The organism is Pseudomonas arcuscaelestis, from assembly GCF_016881005.1.
Lineage (GTDB): Bacteria > Pseudomonadota > Gammaproteobacteria > Pseudomonadales > Pseudomonadaceae > Aquipseudomonas > Aquipseudomonas arcuscaelestis.
Genome location: NZ_JACOPV010000011.1, coordinates 75,125 through 90,038 on the forward strand (window position 1 = coordinate 75,125; position 14,914 = coordinate 90,038).

General features: G+C 59.3%; 14 protein-coding genes. 5 read left to right on the forward strand and 9 right to left on the reverse strand.

Annotated elements, in window-relative coordinates; genetic code table 11:
• Positions 1–32 precede the first annotated feature (32 nt).
• The 7 genes from H8F21_RS17975 to H8F21_RS18005 form a co-directional block, all read right to left on the reverse strand.
• Positions 33–677, reverse strand: a complete 645-nt coding sequence (locus H8F21_RS17975) for an MBL fold metallo-hydrolase (RefSeq protein WP_203482181.1) — start codon at positions 675–677, stop codon at positions 33–35.
• A 75-nt stretch (positions 678–752) separates the two neighbouring features.
• Positions 753–1,502 (reverse strand): hypothetical protein, encoded by a 750-nt coding sequence (locus tag H8F21_RS17980; protein WP_203482183.1) that lies wholly within the window; start codon positions 1,500–1,502, stop codon positions 753–755.
• Between the two features lie 104 nt (positions 1,503–1,606).
• Positions 1,607–3,316: a DUF5666 domain-containing protein gene (locus H8F21_RS17985; RefSeq protein ID WP_236043104.1), complete on the reverse strand. Its 1,710-nt coding sequence runs from the start codon at positions 3,314–3,316 to the stop codon at positions 1,607–1,609.
• The gene (locus tag H8F21_RS17990; protein ID WP_203480668.1) at positions 3,313–4,149 is read right to left on the reverse strand and encodes a DUF6502 family protein; all 837 of its coding nucleotides are present in this window, start codon (positions 4,147–4,149) and stop codon (positions 3,313–3,315) included. The genes H8F21_RS17985 and H8F21_RS17990 overlap by 4 nt, the downstream gene beginning before the upstream one ends.
• A gap of 86 nt (positions 4,150–4,235) precedes the next feature.
• Positions 4,236–4,991, reverse strand: coding sequence for a hypothetical protein (locus tag H8F21_RS17995; protein ID WP_236043105.1), 756 nt, complete (start codon positions 4,989–4,991; stop codon positions 4,236–4,238).
• A 200-nt stretch (positions 4,992–5,191) separates the two neighbouring features.
• Complete coding sequence (locus H8F21_RS18000; RefSeq protein ID WP_203480667.1) at positions 5,192–5,947, reverse strand: cache domain-containing protein; 756 nt, start codon at positions 5,945–5,947, stop codon at positions 5,192–5,194.
• 68 nt (positions 5,948–6,015) lie between these two features.
• Complete coding sequence (locus H8F21_RS18005; protein WP_203480665.1) at positions 6,016–6,792, reverse strand: FadR/GntR family transcriptional regulator; 777 nt, start codon at positions 6,790–6,792, stop codon at positions 6,016–6,018.
• A gap of 284 nt (positions 6,793–7,076) precedes the next feature.
• Between H8F21_RS18005 and H8F21_RS18010 the strand changes: the two genes are divergently transcribed.
• From H8F21_RS18010 to H8F21_RS18030, 5 genes are all read left to right on the forward strand, one after another.
• Positions 7,077–8,501, forward strand: a complete 1,425-nt coding sequence (locus H8F21_RS18010; RefSeq protein WP_203480663.1) for a gamma-aminobutyraldehyde dehydrogenase — start codon at positions 7,077–7,079, stop codon at positions 8,499–8,501.
• Positions 8,502–8,564: 63 nt separating this feature from the next.
• Positions 8,565–9,170 (forward strand): dimethylamine monooxygenase subunit DmmA family protein, encoded by a 606-nt coding sequence (locus H8F21_RS18015; RefSeq protein ID WP_203480662.1) that lies wholly within the window; start codon positions 8,565–8,567, stop codon positions 9,168–9,170.
• A complete protein-coding gene (locus H8F21_RS18020) occupies positions 9,167–10,135 on the forward strand; it encodes a PDR/VanB family oxidoreductase (protein WP_203480660.1) in 969 nt (322 codons plus the stop codon). The genes H8F21_RS18015 and H8F21_RS18020 overlap by 4 nt, the downstream gene beginning before the upstream one ends.
• A gap of 17 nt (positions 10,136–10,152) precedes the next feature.
• Positions 10,153–11,190 carry a heme-dependent oxidative N-demethylase family protein gene (locus H8F21_RS18025; protein ID WP_203480658.1) on the forward strand — a complete coding sequence of 346 codons (1,038 nt, stop codon included), beginning with the start codon at positions 10,153–10,155 and terminating at the stop codon, positions 11,188–11,190.
• Positions 11,191–11,262: 72 nt separating this feature from the next.
• Positions 11,263–12,468, forward strand: a complete 1,206-nt coding sequence (locus H8F21_RS18030; RefSeq protein ID WP_203480656.1) for an MFS transporter — start codon at positions 11,263–11,265, stop codon at positions 12,466–12,468.
• A gap of 83 nt (positions 12,469–12,551) precedes the next feature.
• Here H8F21_RS18030 and H8F21_RS18035 read toward each other — a convergent pair whose 3' ends face one another.
• Together H8F21_RS18035 and H8F21_RS18040 are read right to left on the reverse strand one after the other, a co-directional pair.
• The gene (locus H8F21_RS18035) at positions 12,552–13,244 is read right to left on the reverse strand and encodes a sensor histidine kinase (RefSeq protein ID WP_203480654.1); all 693 of its coding nucleotides are present in this window, start codon (positions 13,242–13,244) and stop codon (positions 12,552–12,554) included.
• Positions 13,241–14,848: a response regulator gene (locus tag H8F21_RS18040; RefSeq protein WP_203543405.1), complete on the reverse strand. Its 1,608-nt coding sequence runs from the start codon at positions 14,846–14,848 to the stop codon at positions 13,241–13,243. Before H8F21_RS18040 ends, H8F21_RS18035 begins: the two co-directional genes overlap by 4 nt.
• Positions 14,849–14,914: the final 66 nt, after the last annotated feature.

The following is a 14,914-nucleotide window of genomic DNA, read 5'->3' on the forward strand; positions in this document are numbered from 1 at the left end:
GATTGCGAAAAAGTAAAAAAATTCCGTAGTACTCAGGCGCGCACGAATGGATTTTGACGCATCTCGTCACCCAAACGAGTGTCCGGACCGTGCCCGGTGACCACAGTGGCGTCTTCATCCAGGCTGTAGAGGCGCTGTTTGATCGAGCGAACGATAGTCGCTTGGTCACCGCCCCACAAATCGGTGCGACCAATACCCCGGCGGAACAAGGTATCACCGGCGATCAGCAGCTTGGCATCGGCAAACCAGAAACTCATTGAGCCAGGCGTGTGCCCCGGCGTGTGCAGGGCCACGCCGCAACCACACGCCAGCTCTTCGTCATCGGCCAGCCAGCGGTCTGGCGATGGCACCGGCGTATAGGGCACACCGAACATTTGGCACTGCATTTCCAGGTTGTCCCAGAGGAACTGATCGTCCTTGTGCAGGTGTAAGGTTGCACCGGTCTTTTCCTTCAACTGCCCAGAGGCCAGGAAGTGATCCAGGTGTGCATGGGTGTGAATGATGCTCACCACCTTCAGGCCGTGCGCATCCAGGCGTGCAAGGATCTGCTCATGGTTGCCACCCGGGTCGACGACGATGGCTTTCTTGCTGATCGGGTCGCCGATGATGGTGCAGTTGCACTGCAACGGGCCGACGGGAAAGGTTTCGCGAATGAGCGCAGGTTTTCCGGGTTCCATGGGTGTTCCTTGAAAATTGATGGCCCATTTTGGCCCAGTAATGAAAAGTGGGCGACCACTTTGGCAGCAAGCCGATCAGAACGAGTGGAAGACCAGCATCCCTCCCTCGGCATCCGGGCTGGCGTCGGAAAAGCCTTTTACAGCGTACAGCTGAACCTTCCATTGCTGGCTGAGCTTATGAGTGACAAATAACGTGAGCTCCTGGATTTGCGAACCGGTGGAGACCACTTTCTGCCGCCAATCATAGGACGCTCCTGCGGTGGTGCGTGCCGCGATGGGCGTGGCGAAACCCAGGCTGGCAAATACCGGATCATCAAAATCGCTATCGGGTGGGTCACCGTACTTTTTCCAGCCGAGCGTGGCAAAACCCGTTACCGGGCCAAATGCCTTGGCGACATCAACCTGAGCGGTATAGTCGGTTTCGCCTGTGCCCAAACACTGGTCTTCATCTGCGGTGGGAAACTTTACCTTACCGATCAGATCCACGAAGACGCCACTTTCACTGCCATCGAGCAACGCATAGCTTGCGCTACCCACCGTATCGCCGAGGCCGCTTTCTACATCCCGGCAGCCTCCGGGCAATGGGTCTCCGTCCGGGCCCACTTCGGGGTTGGTAATCCGCAGCCAGGGCACGGTGACCTTGTAGGTCATGGGCCCGGTTTCGTACTTGCCAACAACGGGCACGTACCAGATTTCCGAGGTAGTGTCGGTGCCGTAGTCACCGCTTGAATAATCGAAACCAACGGCGGTACTAAACGTATCGCCCAGGGTCGGCAGGCTAAAACTGGCAAACAGGCTGGCGAGCAGAGTGAGCGTAGGTCTCATCATCACCTCAAGGCCGCGCAAAGAAACGCTATCAGGCCTTGTCAGCCTAGTTGCTTATCAGCAAATCGTTGGCTGCCAACAGGGCAGAAAAATCGCCGATACACTCAGTCGGGGCGCTCTGCTTTCTCGAGTTTTTCGACTTTTTCGACCTTTTCGGGCTTCTCTACTCTCTCGGCCTTTTCCACCTTTTCAGGCTTCTCGACCTTTTCCACCTTTTCGGGCTTTTCTACTTTCTCGACCTTTTCCACCTTCTCGGGCTTTTCTACTTTCTCGACCTTTTCCACCTTCTCTACTTTCTCGACCTTTTCTACCTTTTCGGGCTTCTCTACCTTTTCGGCCTTTTCTACCTTCTCAGGCTTATCTACCTTTTCGGCTTTCTCGACTTTCTCAACCTTCTCAACCTTCTCAACCTTCTCAACCTTCTCAACCTTCTCAACCTTCTCGACTTTTTCAGCCTTTTCGACCTTTTCGGATCGTCCGCTGCGGTCTTCCTTTTCGGCTTGCTCAACTTTCTCGACGTGCTCTGATTTTCCAGAGTTATCCACAGCCTCAGGCGTGCCGCTGTCTTCGCGACCACTGCCATGGCTGCCGTCGTCACGGTCATCACCCCCGTGGCTGGCATCAGAACGAGCGCTCTCGGTCACGCCACCCTTCCCGCTACTGCCGCTGCCCGAGTGGTCATCGTCGGAATGTTCGTGGTGACCGGAGCGGTCCCTGCCCGGTGTTTCGGCGCGCTCGCTGTGCAGTTCAACCCGAGTGGCACGCACCTCTCTAGCACCACTGAGCTCGCCGCTCACTCGCACCCGCTGGTCAATTGCCAATGCCGAGCCCTGCTCACCGACAATTACCGTGTCGTGGCCCAGGGTCACATTGACGCCTCCCACTACCAGGCGCCGCTCCTGCCGGCCCTGCACCAGCCCTTCGATTACTACCTGATGCACTCTGGCGGTAAACGGCATGCTCGGATCGGGGCGACTCTGGGCGACTTCCAACTGGCGACCGGTCCACTGACCACGCACGAGCACTTCTTGCGCTGCCGTTACCCGGCTTCCCAGCTTCAGCCCTTGAAGGCTACCCGTGCGGTCCACCACGCCAATGGCGCTGGACTCCTTGAGGCCCGGTGCTCGCTCGATACGGCTGGCAACTACCTCGCCACGGGCATTGCGCAGGCCGCTGACCTTGACCGGTTCACCAGGTCGCAAGCCTTCTGCGACTCTTGCGCCCTTGGCCAGGTGCACGGGCTGGCCCATTACTCGCAGTGGCGAGGTGGTATTTGGCAGCTGCGTCAGCGGGCCTTCGTAAACGTTCAGGATCGAAATGCGTCCAGCCTCAAGGCCTCGCTTGCCGGCGAAAGACTCCACCGCCACTACCTGCCCGATTGCCAGGTTGGCGCTGCTGGCTGCGACGCCATTTTCACTCACCGGTACATCTTTGCCGTAATGCACCTCCACGCCATTGACGCAGATTGAAGCGAAGCCGGTTATGGTGCCGACGATACCGGTGCCGCCGGTTCCACCGGGAGACCAAATCGGCGCACCGGTGCCACCCGTTCCACCCGGACGTTGCTGGATTGGCGCACCGCTGCCGCCCATCCCCCCGTTATCACTCTGAATCCCCGTGCCACCCACGCCGCCCGAGCGGGCCCCGGTGCCTCCCGTGCCTCCGGGAAACTGCAGGCTCGATGCGCCCGCCATACCAATCTCATCACGGCTGACGCAGGCCGGTGCTGCGCTGCTCAAGGAGCAGAACCCCAGGCCTGACAACAGCCCCAGGGCAGCAATAAAGGTATGAGCGCGGCGCAGGAGTGAGTTCATGAGCGAGGCGTCGTCAGCGAGTTAGGCTCAGTGTAGAAATAAAGCCCGATAGTGATGCGCTGGCGTGGCTCCAGGCTGGATAAATCACGGTTTTCCAAACTTGCGGCAAGTCGGCTGAATTCGAGCAGCGTTTGCATGCCCTCACTGGCAACTGCATCGCGCAGTACCTGGACGCTGACCGGGGTGAGTGCGTCGTAGTGCACACTGCGCTCAAAGAAGGGTGGTCCTTCACCGCTGAGGTTGTGAACGGCAGCGCTCGCATGGTCATGGAGGTTATGGCCTAGGTAAGCCGCTTTCTCGTCAAAGCCCTTCTGCGGCAAAAATGCCTGGGCCTCCAGGTGCACACAGTCTTGCTCATCGAGTCGTACCACGCCCAGGCGCAACCATTCATCGAGCACCACGCGCGCACGAATGTCCGTGCTGACTTTCGCGACCAGGGCATCAAACGATGCTTCGCCGCCAACGCTCGCCAAGCGCGGCAGAGGCAACGCCTGACCAGTTTCCTTACAGAAAGGTGGGCTATTGGTCCAGACATTGACCAGTTGGGCGCCCAAGGTGATGTTGTCGGGGAGTGCCATGCTGGAGGCGTCAGCCTCATGACGTAGACGCCGGACGTCCTTGCGGTGCACACCGGTCAGCAGGCTGATGCGGCTGTCACTTGGAACTTTGTCGTCCAGACGGAATTCTCGATCGGCCACATCAACGAATACCTCCTTGAGCAAATCGACAAACACCGTATAGGTGATGCCTTTGCGCAGCATAAGGCGCACCAGCGGACGCATGACTCGTCGCAGCGCACTTATGAGGGAAGGTGCAAGTGTGGGCGATGGCATTGGGGACATTCCTTGACAGTTGGTCTCAGTAATACAGTTCTCGTACAAAACCCGCTCCTGGGTTTTGTACGAGAACCCTCAGTCAGTCAACTTCTGCTGTTATCGTCTCCAGGCTCGCCGCCGACGTGATCGCCACGGTCATCACCCGGTTCGCCCCCCACATGATCACCACGATCATCACCAGGCTCACCGCCAACGTGATTGCCGTGGTCGTCGCCAGGCTCGCCGCCAACATGATTGCCATGATCGTCTCCGGGCTCACCACCAACGTGATTGCCATGGTCATCGCCGGGCTCACCACCCACATGATTGCCATGATCATCGCCAGGTTCTGAATGGTTGCTGCTGCGCCCGGAGTTCGAGTTTCCGGCCTGACCCTGGCCGGCGTCACCATGGTCGCTACCACTATGGCCGCTACCGCTATGACCGCTGCCACTGCTGCCGCCACTGCCATTGCCAGCATGGCCACCACCACTGCCGCTTCCACCATGGCCACCTGAACCTCCGCTTCCACCGCCACCATGGCCGCCGCCACTACCGCCGCCGCCACTGCCTCCACCATGACCGCCACCACCGCCTCCACCGTGGCCTCCACCACCGCCGCCACCGTGACCACCGCCGCCGCCTCCGCCGTGACCACCACCACCGCCGCCACCGTGACCACCGCCACCACCTCCGCCGTGGCCACCGCCACCGCCACCGCCACCACCACCACCACCATCTTTGGCGTAGGCACTGGAATCATGGGAAATCGAATCGGGGAGCAGAACCATGGAGGCCGACAGCACGCCTCCAATCGCTATCGCCAACAATGCCTTGGTGAATAACTTGTGAGTGTGCATCTTCCGTCTCCTGGTCATTACCGCGAGAAACGTCGAATCAAGTTGGAAATCGATGTTTGTTTTTCTACTTTTTATCTCTGTGGGAAATTTTCCCACATGAAAAAATTAGACCTGTTCATCCACGGATTCAAGCGACGCAGGAGAAAGCCGACCAGTGGCGGCCAGATCAAGTGAACAAAGATTGAGCGGTGTAGCCGCCCCTAAACGGGTGCGGCTTTTCGCAGGTCCGGCAAACGAATCAATGACCAGCCCCCTTCAGGCTCAGCCAATACCACTCGCACACCCTGACTGAGTGATGGGTCCAGCAGCCTCGGCGCCAGATCACCCACCATCCAGTTGGCGGTATTGGAAGCGATCACTCGGCCATCGGCGGAAACCAGCACCGCTTCATGCTCGAGGCGCATCAGGCTGCGCACCAGCATGCGTTCAACGTTGTGCAGTGACAGGTCCAACCCGGCCACGCCGATGAAGCAGCCCTGCACGAAAATGGGCATGGTGAAGGTGAGCACATACATGTTGGTGCCGTAGAGGTCGACGTATGGGCCCTCGACGCTGCTGCTGCCGGAGTCACGCGGACGGCTGAACCAGGGCGCGGCGGTGTAATCGTAGAAGTTTTCCCGTCGACGATCGAAGTTGGGCCGCAGCGGCAGGGTCTTGCCTGCATCTGCCAGGTACCACCATTCCAGGTGCATTTCCTGGTCGCTCAAGCTACCCGGCTCAAGAATTACCCCACCGCCACAGCCGAAGGCCCCGGTGGCCAACAACTGCTGATCAATTGACGGCCGGAGCAAAGCCAGGTCCTTGACGTTGGGCACACGGCCTTCAGAGAGTACGCGCTCCCAGATACCGATGGTTTCATCCACCAACTGGCGGACCTGGCTGAAGATGCTCTCCAGCGTGCTGTTGAGCTGCCGAGCGCAAGCACACAGGGGGTCGTTTTCGCTCAGGGCGAACATGGTATTACCTCACGCAGGGTTGGCTTTATTATTATCCGTTCGGGTTTCTGCTAAAAACCCACGAAGGTCTAGGCAATTATCGCGCCGGCCTGATCTTCGTCGTCACTGCCCGCCAACAACTCGAGTCGCAGGCTGATCAGACGCTTGATTCCACGACTGACATGCGCCTCGGCGAGAGCACCGGCAAGCACCGTGTCGTTGCTGAGCAAGGCTTCGAGAATGGCGCGGTGTTCGTGTTCGACCACCGTCACATCGCCGCCTCCGGCTGCTTCAAGCCAGAGCAACTCGCCCACCTCTGACTGTAAGCGCATTTCGGCGTGGGTCAGGCGCAGCGACTGGGCCGCAGCTGCCACCTCGATATGAAAACGTGCATCGGCGCGATGCCGCGCCAACCGCGTGCCTGCCTGTTTCAGGGTGTCAATGTGTTGCGCGATGCGGACGTACTGTTCGCGTGAGCCGCGTTGGGCAGCAAGGCGTGCGGCCGTGCCAGAAATTGCCATTTGCTCATCACCCAGGTCACGCAGGTCTGGGCCGCTCATCTCGCGCAGTCGCTGCAGCAGCAGGCCTTCAGGCAACTCCACGGGCGCACAGACGAAGCTGCCGCCATTGCGTCCGCGCCGGGTCTCGATCAGCCCCCGTTGACGCAGCACCACCAGCGCTTCGCGCAGGGTAACGGTGGCCACCCCCAATTGCATCGCCAATTCGGTTTCACTCGGTAGCTGCTGCCCTTCGGCGAACAGGCCCAGTTCGATAGCTTCAACCAGCCGTCGCGCCACTTCATCGGTGCGCCCTTCCTGGCGCAGCCGGATGAAGGCGGTACTACGGGCAGTATTCAGGGCATTCATCGGCTCTCCATAGTCAGCATGTATTGGCCCAGGTGGAGCCTGCTAAACGTTCAGTTTCGTATCTTATAGGGATTGCACGGCCTCTGACACCGTCGATTTCAGCCCTTGATCGATTAAAAATCCGTCAAAACGCCATTTTCCAGCCGACAGATGGAGAGTTGCCGAACCACGAACATTAAGATATGTTTTTATATGTTTAGTGTGAACAGCGGGCAAAGCTACCTCTGCGCCACCCCGCATTGGCCCAGCGATCTCAACCGATAAGTCTAATCAAGGGACACGCCATGCAAACCAAACTCCTGATCAACGGCCAGTTGGTCGACGGCGAAGGTGAACAATACGCCGTTTACAACCCGGCCCTGGGCACCGTGCTGGTGAACATCGCCGAGGCTAGCAGTGCCCAGGTCGATGCCGCTGTGCAGGCCGCCGATCAGGCATTCGACGCTTGGTCGCAGACCCCACCCAAGGATCGCGCCCAACTGCTGTTGAAGCTGGCCGACTGTATCGAGGCCGAGGCGCAGACCCTGGCGCGTCTGGAATCGCAAAACTGCGGCAAGCCCTATCAGGCTGCGCTCAATGACGAGATTCCGGCAATTGCCGATGTGTTCCGCTTCTTCGCCGGTGCCAGCCGCTGCCTGAATGGTTCGGCCGGTGGCGAATACCTGCCAGGTCACACCTCGATGATTCGTCGCGATCCGCTGGGTGTCGTGGCGTCGATCGCGCCCTGGAACTACCCACTGATGATGGTGGCGTGGAAACTTGCTCCGGCCCTTGCTGCCGGCAACTGCGTGGTGCTCAAGCCATCCGAGCAAACGCCACTGACTGCCTTGAAGCTGGCGCAAATCATTGCCGAGCTGTTCCCGGCAGGCGTCGTCAACATTCTTTTCGGCCGCGGTCCAAGCGTGGGCGAACCTCTAGTCACCCACCCCAAGGTTCGCCTGGTTTCGCTTACCGGTTCGGTGGCCACTGGCGCACGCATCGTCGCCAACACCGCCAGCAGCGTGAAGCGCACGCACATGGAACTGGGTGGCAAGGCGCCGGTGTTGATCTTCGATGACGCCGATATCGATGCCGCCGTAGAGGGCATCCGCGCCTTCGGTTTCTATAACGCCGGCCAGGATTGCACCGCTGCCTGCCGCCTGTATGTGCAGCAAGGTGTCTACGAGACTTTCGTGACAAAGCTTGGCGAAGCCGTGGCCAGCATTCGCCATGGCCTGCAGGACGATCCAGAAACCGAACTCGGCCCGCTGATCACCCAAGACCACCTGCAACGCGTCGAAGCCTTTGTCGAGCGCGCCAAGGCGCAGCCACACATTCGTGTAATCACCGGTGGCAAGCGTGTTGAGGGCCCCGGCTTTTTCTTCGAGCCAACCGTATTGGCCGACGCTCGCCAGGATGACGAAATCGTTCAGCGCGAAGTCTTCGGCCCGGTGGTCAGCATCACCCCATTCAGCGATGAAGCCCAGGCGCTGGCCTTCGCTAACGACTCCGACTATGGCCTGGCCTCCTCGGTATGGACCCGCGACGTTGGCCGCGCCAATCGCCTGGCCTCCCGTTTGCAATACGGCTGCACTTGGGTAAACACCCATTTCATGCTCATCAGTGAAATGCCCCACGGCGGTATGAAGCAGTCGGGCTACGGCAAAGATATGTCGATGTACGGCCTGGAAGACTACACCTGCGTGCGCCACGTGATGTTCAAGCACTAAGCGCGCTGCGTTTTGGCGCTGATTAGACTCACTATAAACATATAAAATAATAGGTAATATGCCATGCTTATCACCGGCATCAAAAGCCGCCCGGTCTACGACCACCTGCAACCGATGGCAGGCGGTTTACGTCACCTGATCGTCGGCCAGGGCAGCGGCGGCACAGCCATGCTGCGTCTGATCGAGGAAATGACCCCGGCACAGCGAGAAAACAGCACGCTGCTGTACTCCACTGAGTCCTTCTCCGGGCATAACCACCTGGCTGCACTGCGCCAGGCACCGGCGGGAGACTTGCAGGTATTTGACAGCAACCATGCACTGATCGAAGGCCTTCGTCGCCTGCTCGATACCGCGCACATGGGTACACGTCTGTACCTGAGCGGTTCGGAAAGCTTCATCGGCACCACGATGCAGGCGGCCAATGCTGTGGACCTGAATCGCGATGAAGTGCTGCGCGAACACAGCGGTACCCTGGTTCGCCGCGTCTGGTGTGCTCACTGCGACACCTACACCGAAAACGTCACCCACCGCGTATTTACCTGCCCCGGCTGCAAGCTCGACCTGGTCGTGCGCGATCACTACTCCCGTCGCCTGGCCGCTTTCCAAGGCATCAAGGCCGACGGTGAAGTCCCAGGCGAAATGCCAGCTGCCGAGGAGCTCGATACATGAACACCCATAACGGAACCCTCAGCGTGCGGGTTACGCGCATCGAGAACCTCACCCCGGAAATCAAGCGCTTTACCCTGGTGGACCTGGATGGCAAGCACTTGCCTGCATTCTCCGGGGGCAGCCATGTGGTCGTAGTGGTCGAGGACGGTGACAAGACGCATCGCAACGCCTATTCGCTGATGGGCTCGCCCTACGACTCCAGTGCCTACCAGATCGCCGTGCGCCGGGTCAGCGATGGCCGTGGCGGTTCACGCTACCTGCATGACGCCCTGGAAGAAGGTGCGCTGTTGCAGATCCTGCAACCTGCCAACCTTTTTCCGCTGGCCAAGCATGCTCGCCAGCACGTGTTCATCGCCGGTGGCGTAGGTATCACGCCGGTGTACTCGCAGATGGAAGAGCTGCACATCAAACAGGCCGATTTCGAGCTGCACCTGGCAGTTCGTGGGCCGGAACACACTGCACTGGGCCTGGAGCTGCAGGCACGTTACGGCGAGCGCGTGCACCTGTACGTACAGGGCCAGGAAGCACGCATGGATATCCGCCAGATCCTTACTGCACGGCCACTGGGTAGCCATGTGTATGTCTGCGGTCCGGACAGCATGATCGATGACACCCTCGACAGCACACGCGCGCTGGGCTGGACCGACAGCCACATTCATTACGAGCGCTTTGTCGAACAGGGCTCAAACGGCCAGCCATTCAGCGTCACCCTGGCTCGCCAGGGCGTAACCATCGATGTACCGCCAGACCAGTCGTTGCTCGAAGCGGCCGAACAAGCCGGCTACAAAGTGCCTTACCTGTGCCGTGGCGGCGCCTGTGGATACTGCGAAACCGAAGTGCTGGAGGTCGAGGGCGAGCTGGATCACCGCGACGACTGGCTTAGCGAAGAAGACAAACAAAGCAATCGCAAATTCATGCCGTGCGTATCCCGCGCCTGCGGCAGCCGCCTGGTCGTAGACCTCTAATAACAGGAACAAACGTCATGACCGCTTTCAAGCCAATCGAAACCTATTCCGACGACTACACCTACAGCAACAGCCGCGAAGCTATTACGCGCCTGCCGTTCCCGTATCCGGAAGACCAGTACATGTACTCGATGAACGTCGAGCCGCATGTGCCTTTTGGTACAGGCGCGCTGCGCGCCCAGTTCGATATCGACGAACACTACATTTCCGAGTGCCATCACCGGGCGAAAACCCTCGACGAGCAACCTGGTGTGCATTACGCCGCTTTGCCGCACATGATGGAAGCCCAGTGGGACCTGCTTGAACTGTTGATGGAATCTTACTCCCGCGACTTTCCCGAGCACTTCACCCTGGAGAAGAACGGCAGCCAGTGGCACTGGATCAACCGCCCGCTGCAAATCGATCAGACCTTCACCTTCGGCGACGCCAGCACCCTGCCGATGGACCCGATGGAATACATCACCCGCCAGGCCCAAGGCGAATTCATTCTCCTCGAAGAACGCGACGAAACGCTGATCATGGGTGCCGGCATGGCGACCCAGCGCGCCGATTACTCATTGCGCTTCAACCTGGGCATGAGCTTCATGGAGTTCCACGGTCCAGTGCCCAAGCTGCATGAAATGGGCATTCTGCAACGCGCATTGAAGTTCCTCCTGCGCCTGCGTCCGGGCCACCCGGTTCGCCGTACCAACTGGTCGATCACGGTTAACCCACGCCTGGAAACCTCGGCCGAAACCCTGCCGGACTGGGCGCCGGACCGTACCGTGGTTACCGCGGAAAATGCCGGTGATCTGGTCAACTTGCGTGTTGAACTGCAACCGTTGCATCGTCTGCCGCGCAGTAATGCCGTGCTGTTCCCGGTGCGCACCTATCTGGTAAGCCTCAAGCAACTGGCCGAGTTCGCTCCGCAGTGGGCCAAGCGCATGCACCGGGTAATCCGCGACCTGGACCAGGAACTGGTCGATTACAAGGGTTTTACCCGTTATCGCGATGCAATGGTCACCTGGCTGTCGCAGTACGACGACGGTACGCCAGTGGACGAGAGCAAGCAGTAAGTTTCCAAACTATGAGCGCGCCACAAGGCGCGCTTTTTTGCACCGCGTGCTAGCCAACCAGGGATTACCCCGATGAAAAAAACAATAAACAATTTTCTGCCTGAAAGCTGGAGTCTGGTGTTCTCCGCTGCAGGTTCGGCCTATGGCGTCGGCCTTCTAGGGCTGTGGGCGCTGCCGTTCCTGATCAGCGCAATTATCAATGACCTCAAGCTCAATGAGGCACAGGCCGGCATTCTCATGTCAGCTGAATTTGTCTTCACCATGCTTGCATCGTTGCTGGTTGCGCCCTTCATGGGCCGGGCCCCACGACGCACATTGGCGCTGCTCGGTACCTTGCTGGCCATCGCTGCCAACCTGGTCAGTGCGAACATGACCGAGCTCTATTCACTGGCCGCCGTACGTTGTGTGGCCGGTATTGGCGCGGGCCTGGCGTTGGCTTGCGGTAATGCCTGCGTCTCCAGCGCCAAGCAACCTGACCGAATTGCCGGGCATATGAACGTGCTGTCGGTACTGCTGATGATTGTGGTGATGCTCGGCTACGCCAAAGTCATGGCCGCTTATGGTTTGCCGGGGCTGTACTACGCCATGGCGGCAACCATGGCGGTGATGTTGCTGGCGATTCCAGCGATGCCGCAGCGGGCACCAGTGATGGCTGCGCAAGTGAATCTGCACGCGAGCAAGGGCTCAGGCAATATCCTGTTGAGCTTGCCTGCCATCTGCATGATGTTGGCCATGTTCGTGTTCCAGGCCCGCGACACCATGGGTTGGGCGTTTGTCGAGCGCATTGGCACGATGGTCGGTTACAGCGGAGATGAAGTTGGCGTGCTGCTGTCCTTCCAATCCTTCGTCGGGCTGATCGGCCCGTTACTGGCAGCCATGGTTGGCAAGCGTTTCGGTCTGAGCACCCCAGTGATCCTGGCGATCCTGCTGACTGGCGCTACCAGCTTGAGCTATGTACTTGGCGAGCACTCCAAGACCTTGTACACCATCGGTGTGATGACCATCTGCGTGACCTACTTCTACGCCCTCAGCTACCTCACTGGCCTGGCTGCTGCGCTGGATCGGGAAGGCCGGGTGGTTGCCGCTGCAAGCAGCTTCCTGAGCCTGGGCCTGGCTGTCGGCCCGGCGATTTCCGGTGGCTTGATTTCGCTGGGTGGGTTCAGCCTGGCGGCGTGGGGAATTGCCGTAACCGTGCTGCTGACCTTGATGCTGGTGATGATTCCACTGGCGAGCATTCGTCGCGAAGAGGCTGGTTTGAAGCTGGCTGCGGCGATCTAACCAGTCACCGTTTCGCGGGGCAAGCCCTACCGTGTGCGGCAGACCGCCGTCACCCGGTAGGAGCGGGCCTGCCCCGCGATCACTCAAGGCAGATACAGCCTGAACAAGCCACCACCCAACGCCCCACCATTGGCAATCTCGATCCGTCCACGAACACCATTGCGCTCGTGCAACGCCGCAATCCGCGCAGCAAAGTACAAGCCCAAGCCCGTACTACCCGTCTGCGCATCGATACCTTGCACATAATCCTGCTGACGTTCGAGCATGCGCGCAGAGAAGCCCGGGCCGTCATCGTTGATGCTCAGCACTAACTGGTCATCCTCGTCAGTCACCATGATCAACAAGGTATGACCGGCATATCGGATGGCATTGTTGAGGATATTGGCAACCACGGAGCTGATCAGTTCACGATCGAAAAAACCCAGCGGGCTGGCAGTCTCGATACGCCAGCTGGCGAGGATGTCACGGTGCTGGAGCAGGTTCTGCTGGGCCGCCAATTGCGCTTCGATAAAGTCGTCCAGCTCATGGTAATCGGGGCACATCGGCAACTGGTTGATACCGAGTTTGTACAACCCCAACAGTTGCACCAGCATGCCATTGAGGTGGGTGAATTCATGCTCCATCACCCCCTGCTCGCTACCACTGCGCTGGGCTTGCGGCAGACGCGCCAACCACTGGCCATGCGCCTGGGTCAGGGCCGACAGCGAGTTCTTCATGTCGTGTACGGTGGAGGCGATCACCGTGGAGAAATCCAACCCCTGATTGTCCTGGTTCATGCGCCAAAAGCTCGTATGTGCAGTTTGCGGTAGCGGTCATAACGACTGTCGCTTTCAGGAATACCGGCCACGCAGGTCAGGCACGCTCGGCATTCCTCCATGATTGCGGGTGGCGGCGTTTCCCCACCTATGCGCAGCAAGGCTTGGGCGGTATTGAGCGCGATACTGATGTTCTTCGGTTGCAGGCTCAATGCGCGACGGAACTGCCCCAACGCCTCACTCAATTCACCCGCCTGATAGCTGCGAACGCCTTGACGGTTAAGGTCCACCGCTTCGGTCACCGCGCCGAGCACCGTCGGGTCGTCAGTCAAGCGTGACACGCTCTGCATAACCTTGGGGTCATCACCGTAGGTCTCCACGCAGCTTTTCAGAATCGACGTACCGGCCGAATCCTGACCCAGCTTTTGCAGTTGACTGGCCACAACCAGCGCAGCCTCAACGGAGAAAAACTGCTCCATCTTGTCCAGACGGGTCATGGCTTGTTCGGTCAGTTTGGCAGCGGTTTCCGGGTCGCCGGCCTGCTGTAGGCTGGCTGCTTTCATCAACCGTGCACGCACCTGCAAACCCTGGTCTTCGACGTTTTCCTTGGCGACTTCGCTGAGCACGGTGTTGATCTCTACGCGCGTGCGCGCATCGAGGCCGTTGCCAGCGTTCTTGTTCATCAATGCCTGGACCAGGCCGAGGTTACTTTCCGGGTCTTTGTATCGAGAACTCTGGCCCTGGTTGACTGCATGCCGGTACGCCTTGGAGGAGGTGTCGAAGTCATCGTTGCTCAGCGCCAGCTTGCCCAGCATCATTTGCCGGCGCACCGCCAACGGCGACAAGCGTACCGCTTCCTCCAGAACACCCTGGGCGCGCTTGCTTTCCCCTTGGGCGATCAGCACCTCGGCCAGCCCGTCATAAAGACCCGGCATCATCGGGAAGGCTTTAAGCGCCTGCTCATACACACCTTGGGCCTGGGCTAACTGGTTGCGCTTGTACAGCAGGCTACCCAAGGCCGCATAGGCCCAAGGGGTAGCCCGGCTGGAAATAATACTGGTGAGAAACTTGCCCAGTTCATCGAAGCGATTCAGGTCACGCAATGCATCGGCGCGGTAGCGCAGGCACAACGGCGCAAAGCGTGGGTCCTTCTTGCACAGCTCGGCGCACGCCGCCAGCACCTCGGCTGGGCGGCCACGATCGAGGGCCTGCAGGATCGGCTTGAGCAGTGTTTTGCGCTGAACCAGTTTTTCCAGGCGCTGGGCCAGGCCGATACGGTTGAAGGGCTTGGTCAGGTAGGCATCCGGCTCGTGCTCCAGGGCACTCAAGACGATGGCCTGGCTGGTTTCGGCGGTAACCATGAGAAACACGCATTCATGGCTGATCAGCTTGTCGAGGATCAGGTCCTCAAGCACTTGCTGGCCATTCTTCTTGCCGTCCCCAAGGTGGAAATCCTGAAGAATAAAGTCGTAGCGCTTCTGTGCGCACATGCGCAGGGCCTGCTCACCACTGTCGGCTGTGTCGACATCGCGCACACCCAGCTCACGCAGCATGGAACGGGCCGAACTGCGAAAATCCGAGAAGTCATCGACGATCAGAAAACTTTTTTGGCTGTAGACCTGCATCCACGAAACCTGACATGGCAAAAAATAAGAAGGATGCACAGACCTCAACAACCTCAGCCTGGCTTC

What these genes read in the sequence shown, in the direction of transcription:
- H8F21_RS17990 (WP_203480668.1), bottom strand. Translation starts at nt 4,149, where the DNA reads ATGCCATCGCCCACACTTGCACCTTCCCTCATAAGTGCGCTGCGACGA.
- H8F21_RS18000 (WP_203480667.1), bottom strand. Translation starts at nt 5,947, where the DNA reads ATGTTCGCCCTGAGCGAAAACGACCCCCTGTGTGCTTGCGCTCGGCAG.
- H8F21_RS18005 (WP_203480665.1), bottom strand. Translation starts at nt 6,792, where the DNA reads ATGAATGCCCTGAATACTGCCCGTAGTACCGCCTTCATCCGGCTGCGC.
- H8F21_RS18010 (WP_203480663.1), top strand. Translation starts at nt 7,077, where the DNA reads ATGCAAACCAAACTCCTGATCAACGGCCAGTTGGTCGACGGCGAAGGT.
- H8F21_RS17995 (WP_236043105.1), bottom strand. Translation starts at nt 4,991, where the DNA reads ATGCACACTCACAAGTTATTCACCAAGGCATTGTTGGCGATAGCGATT.
- H8F21_RS18030 (WP_203480656.1), top strand. Translation starts at nt 11,263, where the DNA reads ATGAAAAAAACAATAAACAATTTTCTGCCTGAAAGCTGGAGTCTGGTG.
- H8F21_RS18035 (WP_203480654.1), bottom strand. Translation starts at nt 13,244, where the DNA reads ATGAACCAGGACAATCAGGGGTTGGATTTCTCCACGGTGATCGCCTCC.
- H8F21_RS18025 (WP_203480658.1), top strand. Translation starts at nt 10,153, where the DNA reads ATGACCGCTTTCAAGCCAATCGAAACCTATTCCGACGACTACACCTAC.
- H8F21_RS17975 (WP_203482181.1), bottom strand. Translation starts at nt 677, where the DNA reads ATGGAACCCGGAAAACCTGCGCTCATTCGCGAAACCTTTCCCGTCGGC.
- H8F21_RS18020 (WP_203480660.1), top strand. Translation starts at nt 9,167, where the DNA reads ATGAACACCCATAACGGAACCCTCAGCGTGCGGGTTACGCGCATCGAG.
- H8F21_RS17980 (WP_203482183.1), bottom strand. Translation starts at nt 1,502, where the DNA reads ATGAGACCTACGCTCACTCTGCTCGCCAGCCTGTTTGCCAGTTTTAGC.
- H8F21_RS18015 (WP_203480662.1), top strand. Translation starts at nt 8,565, where the DNA reads ATGCTTATCACCGGCATCAAAAGCCGCCCGGTCTACGACCACCTGCAA.
- H8F21_RS17985 (WP_236043104.1), bottom strand. Translation starts at nt 3,316, where the DNA reads ATGAACTCACTCCTGCGCCGCGCTCATACCTTTATTGCTGCCCTGGGG.
- H8F21_RS18040 (WP_203543405.1), bottom strand. Translation starts at nt 14,848, where the DNA reads ATGCAGGTCTACAGCCAAAAAAGTTTTCTGATCGTCGATGACTTCTCG.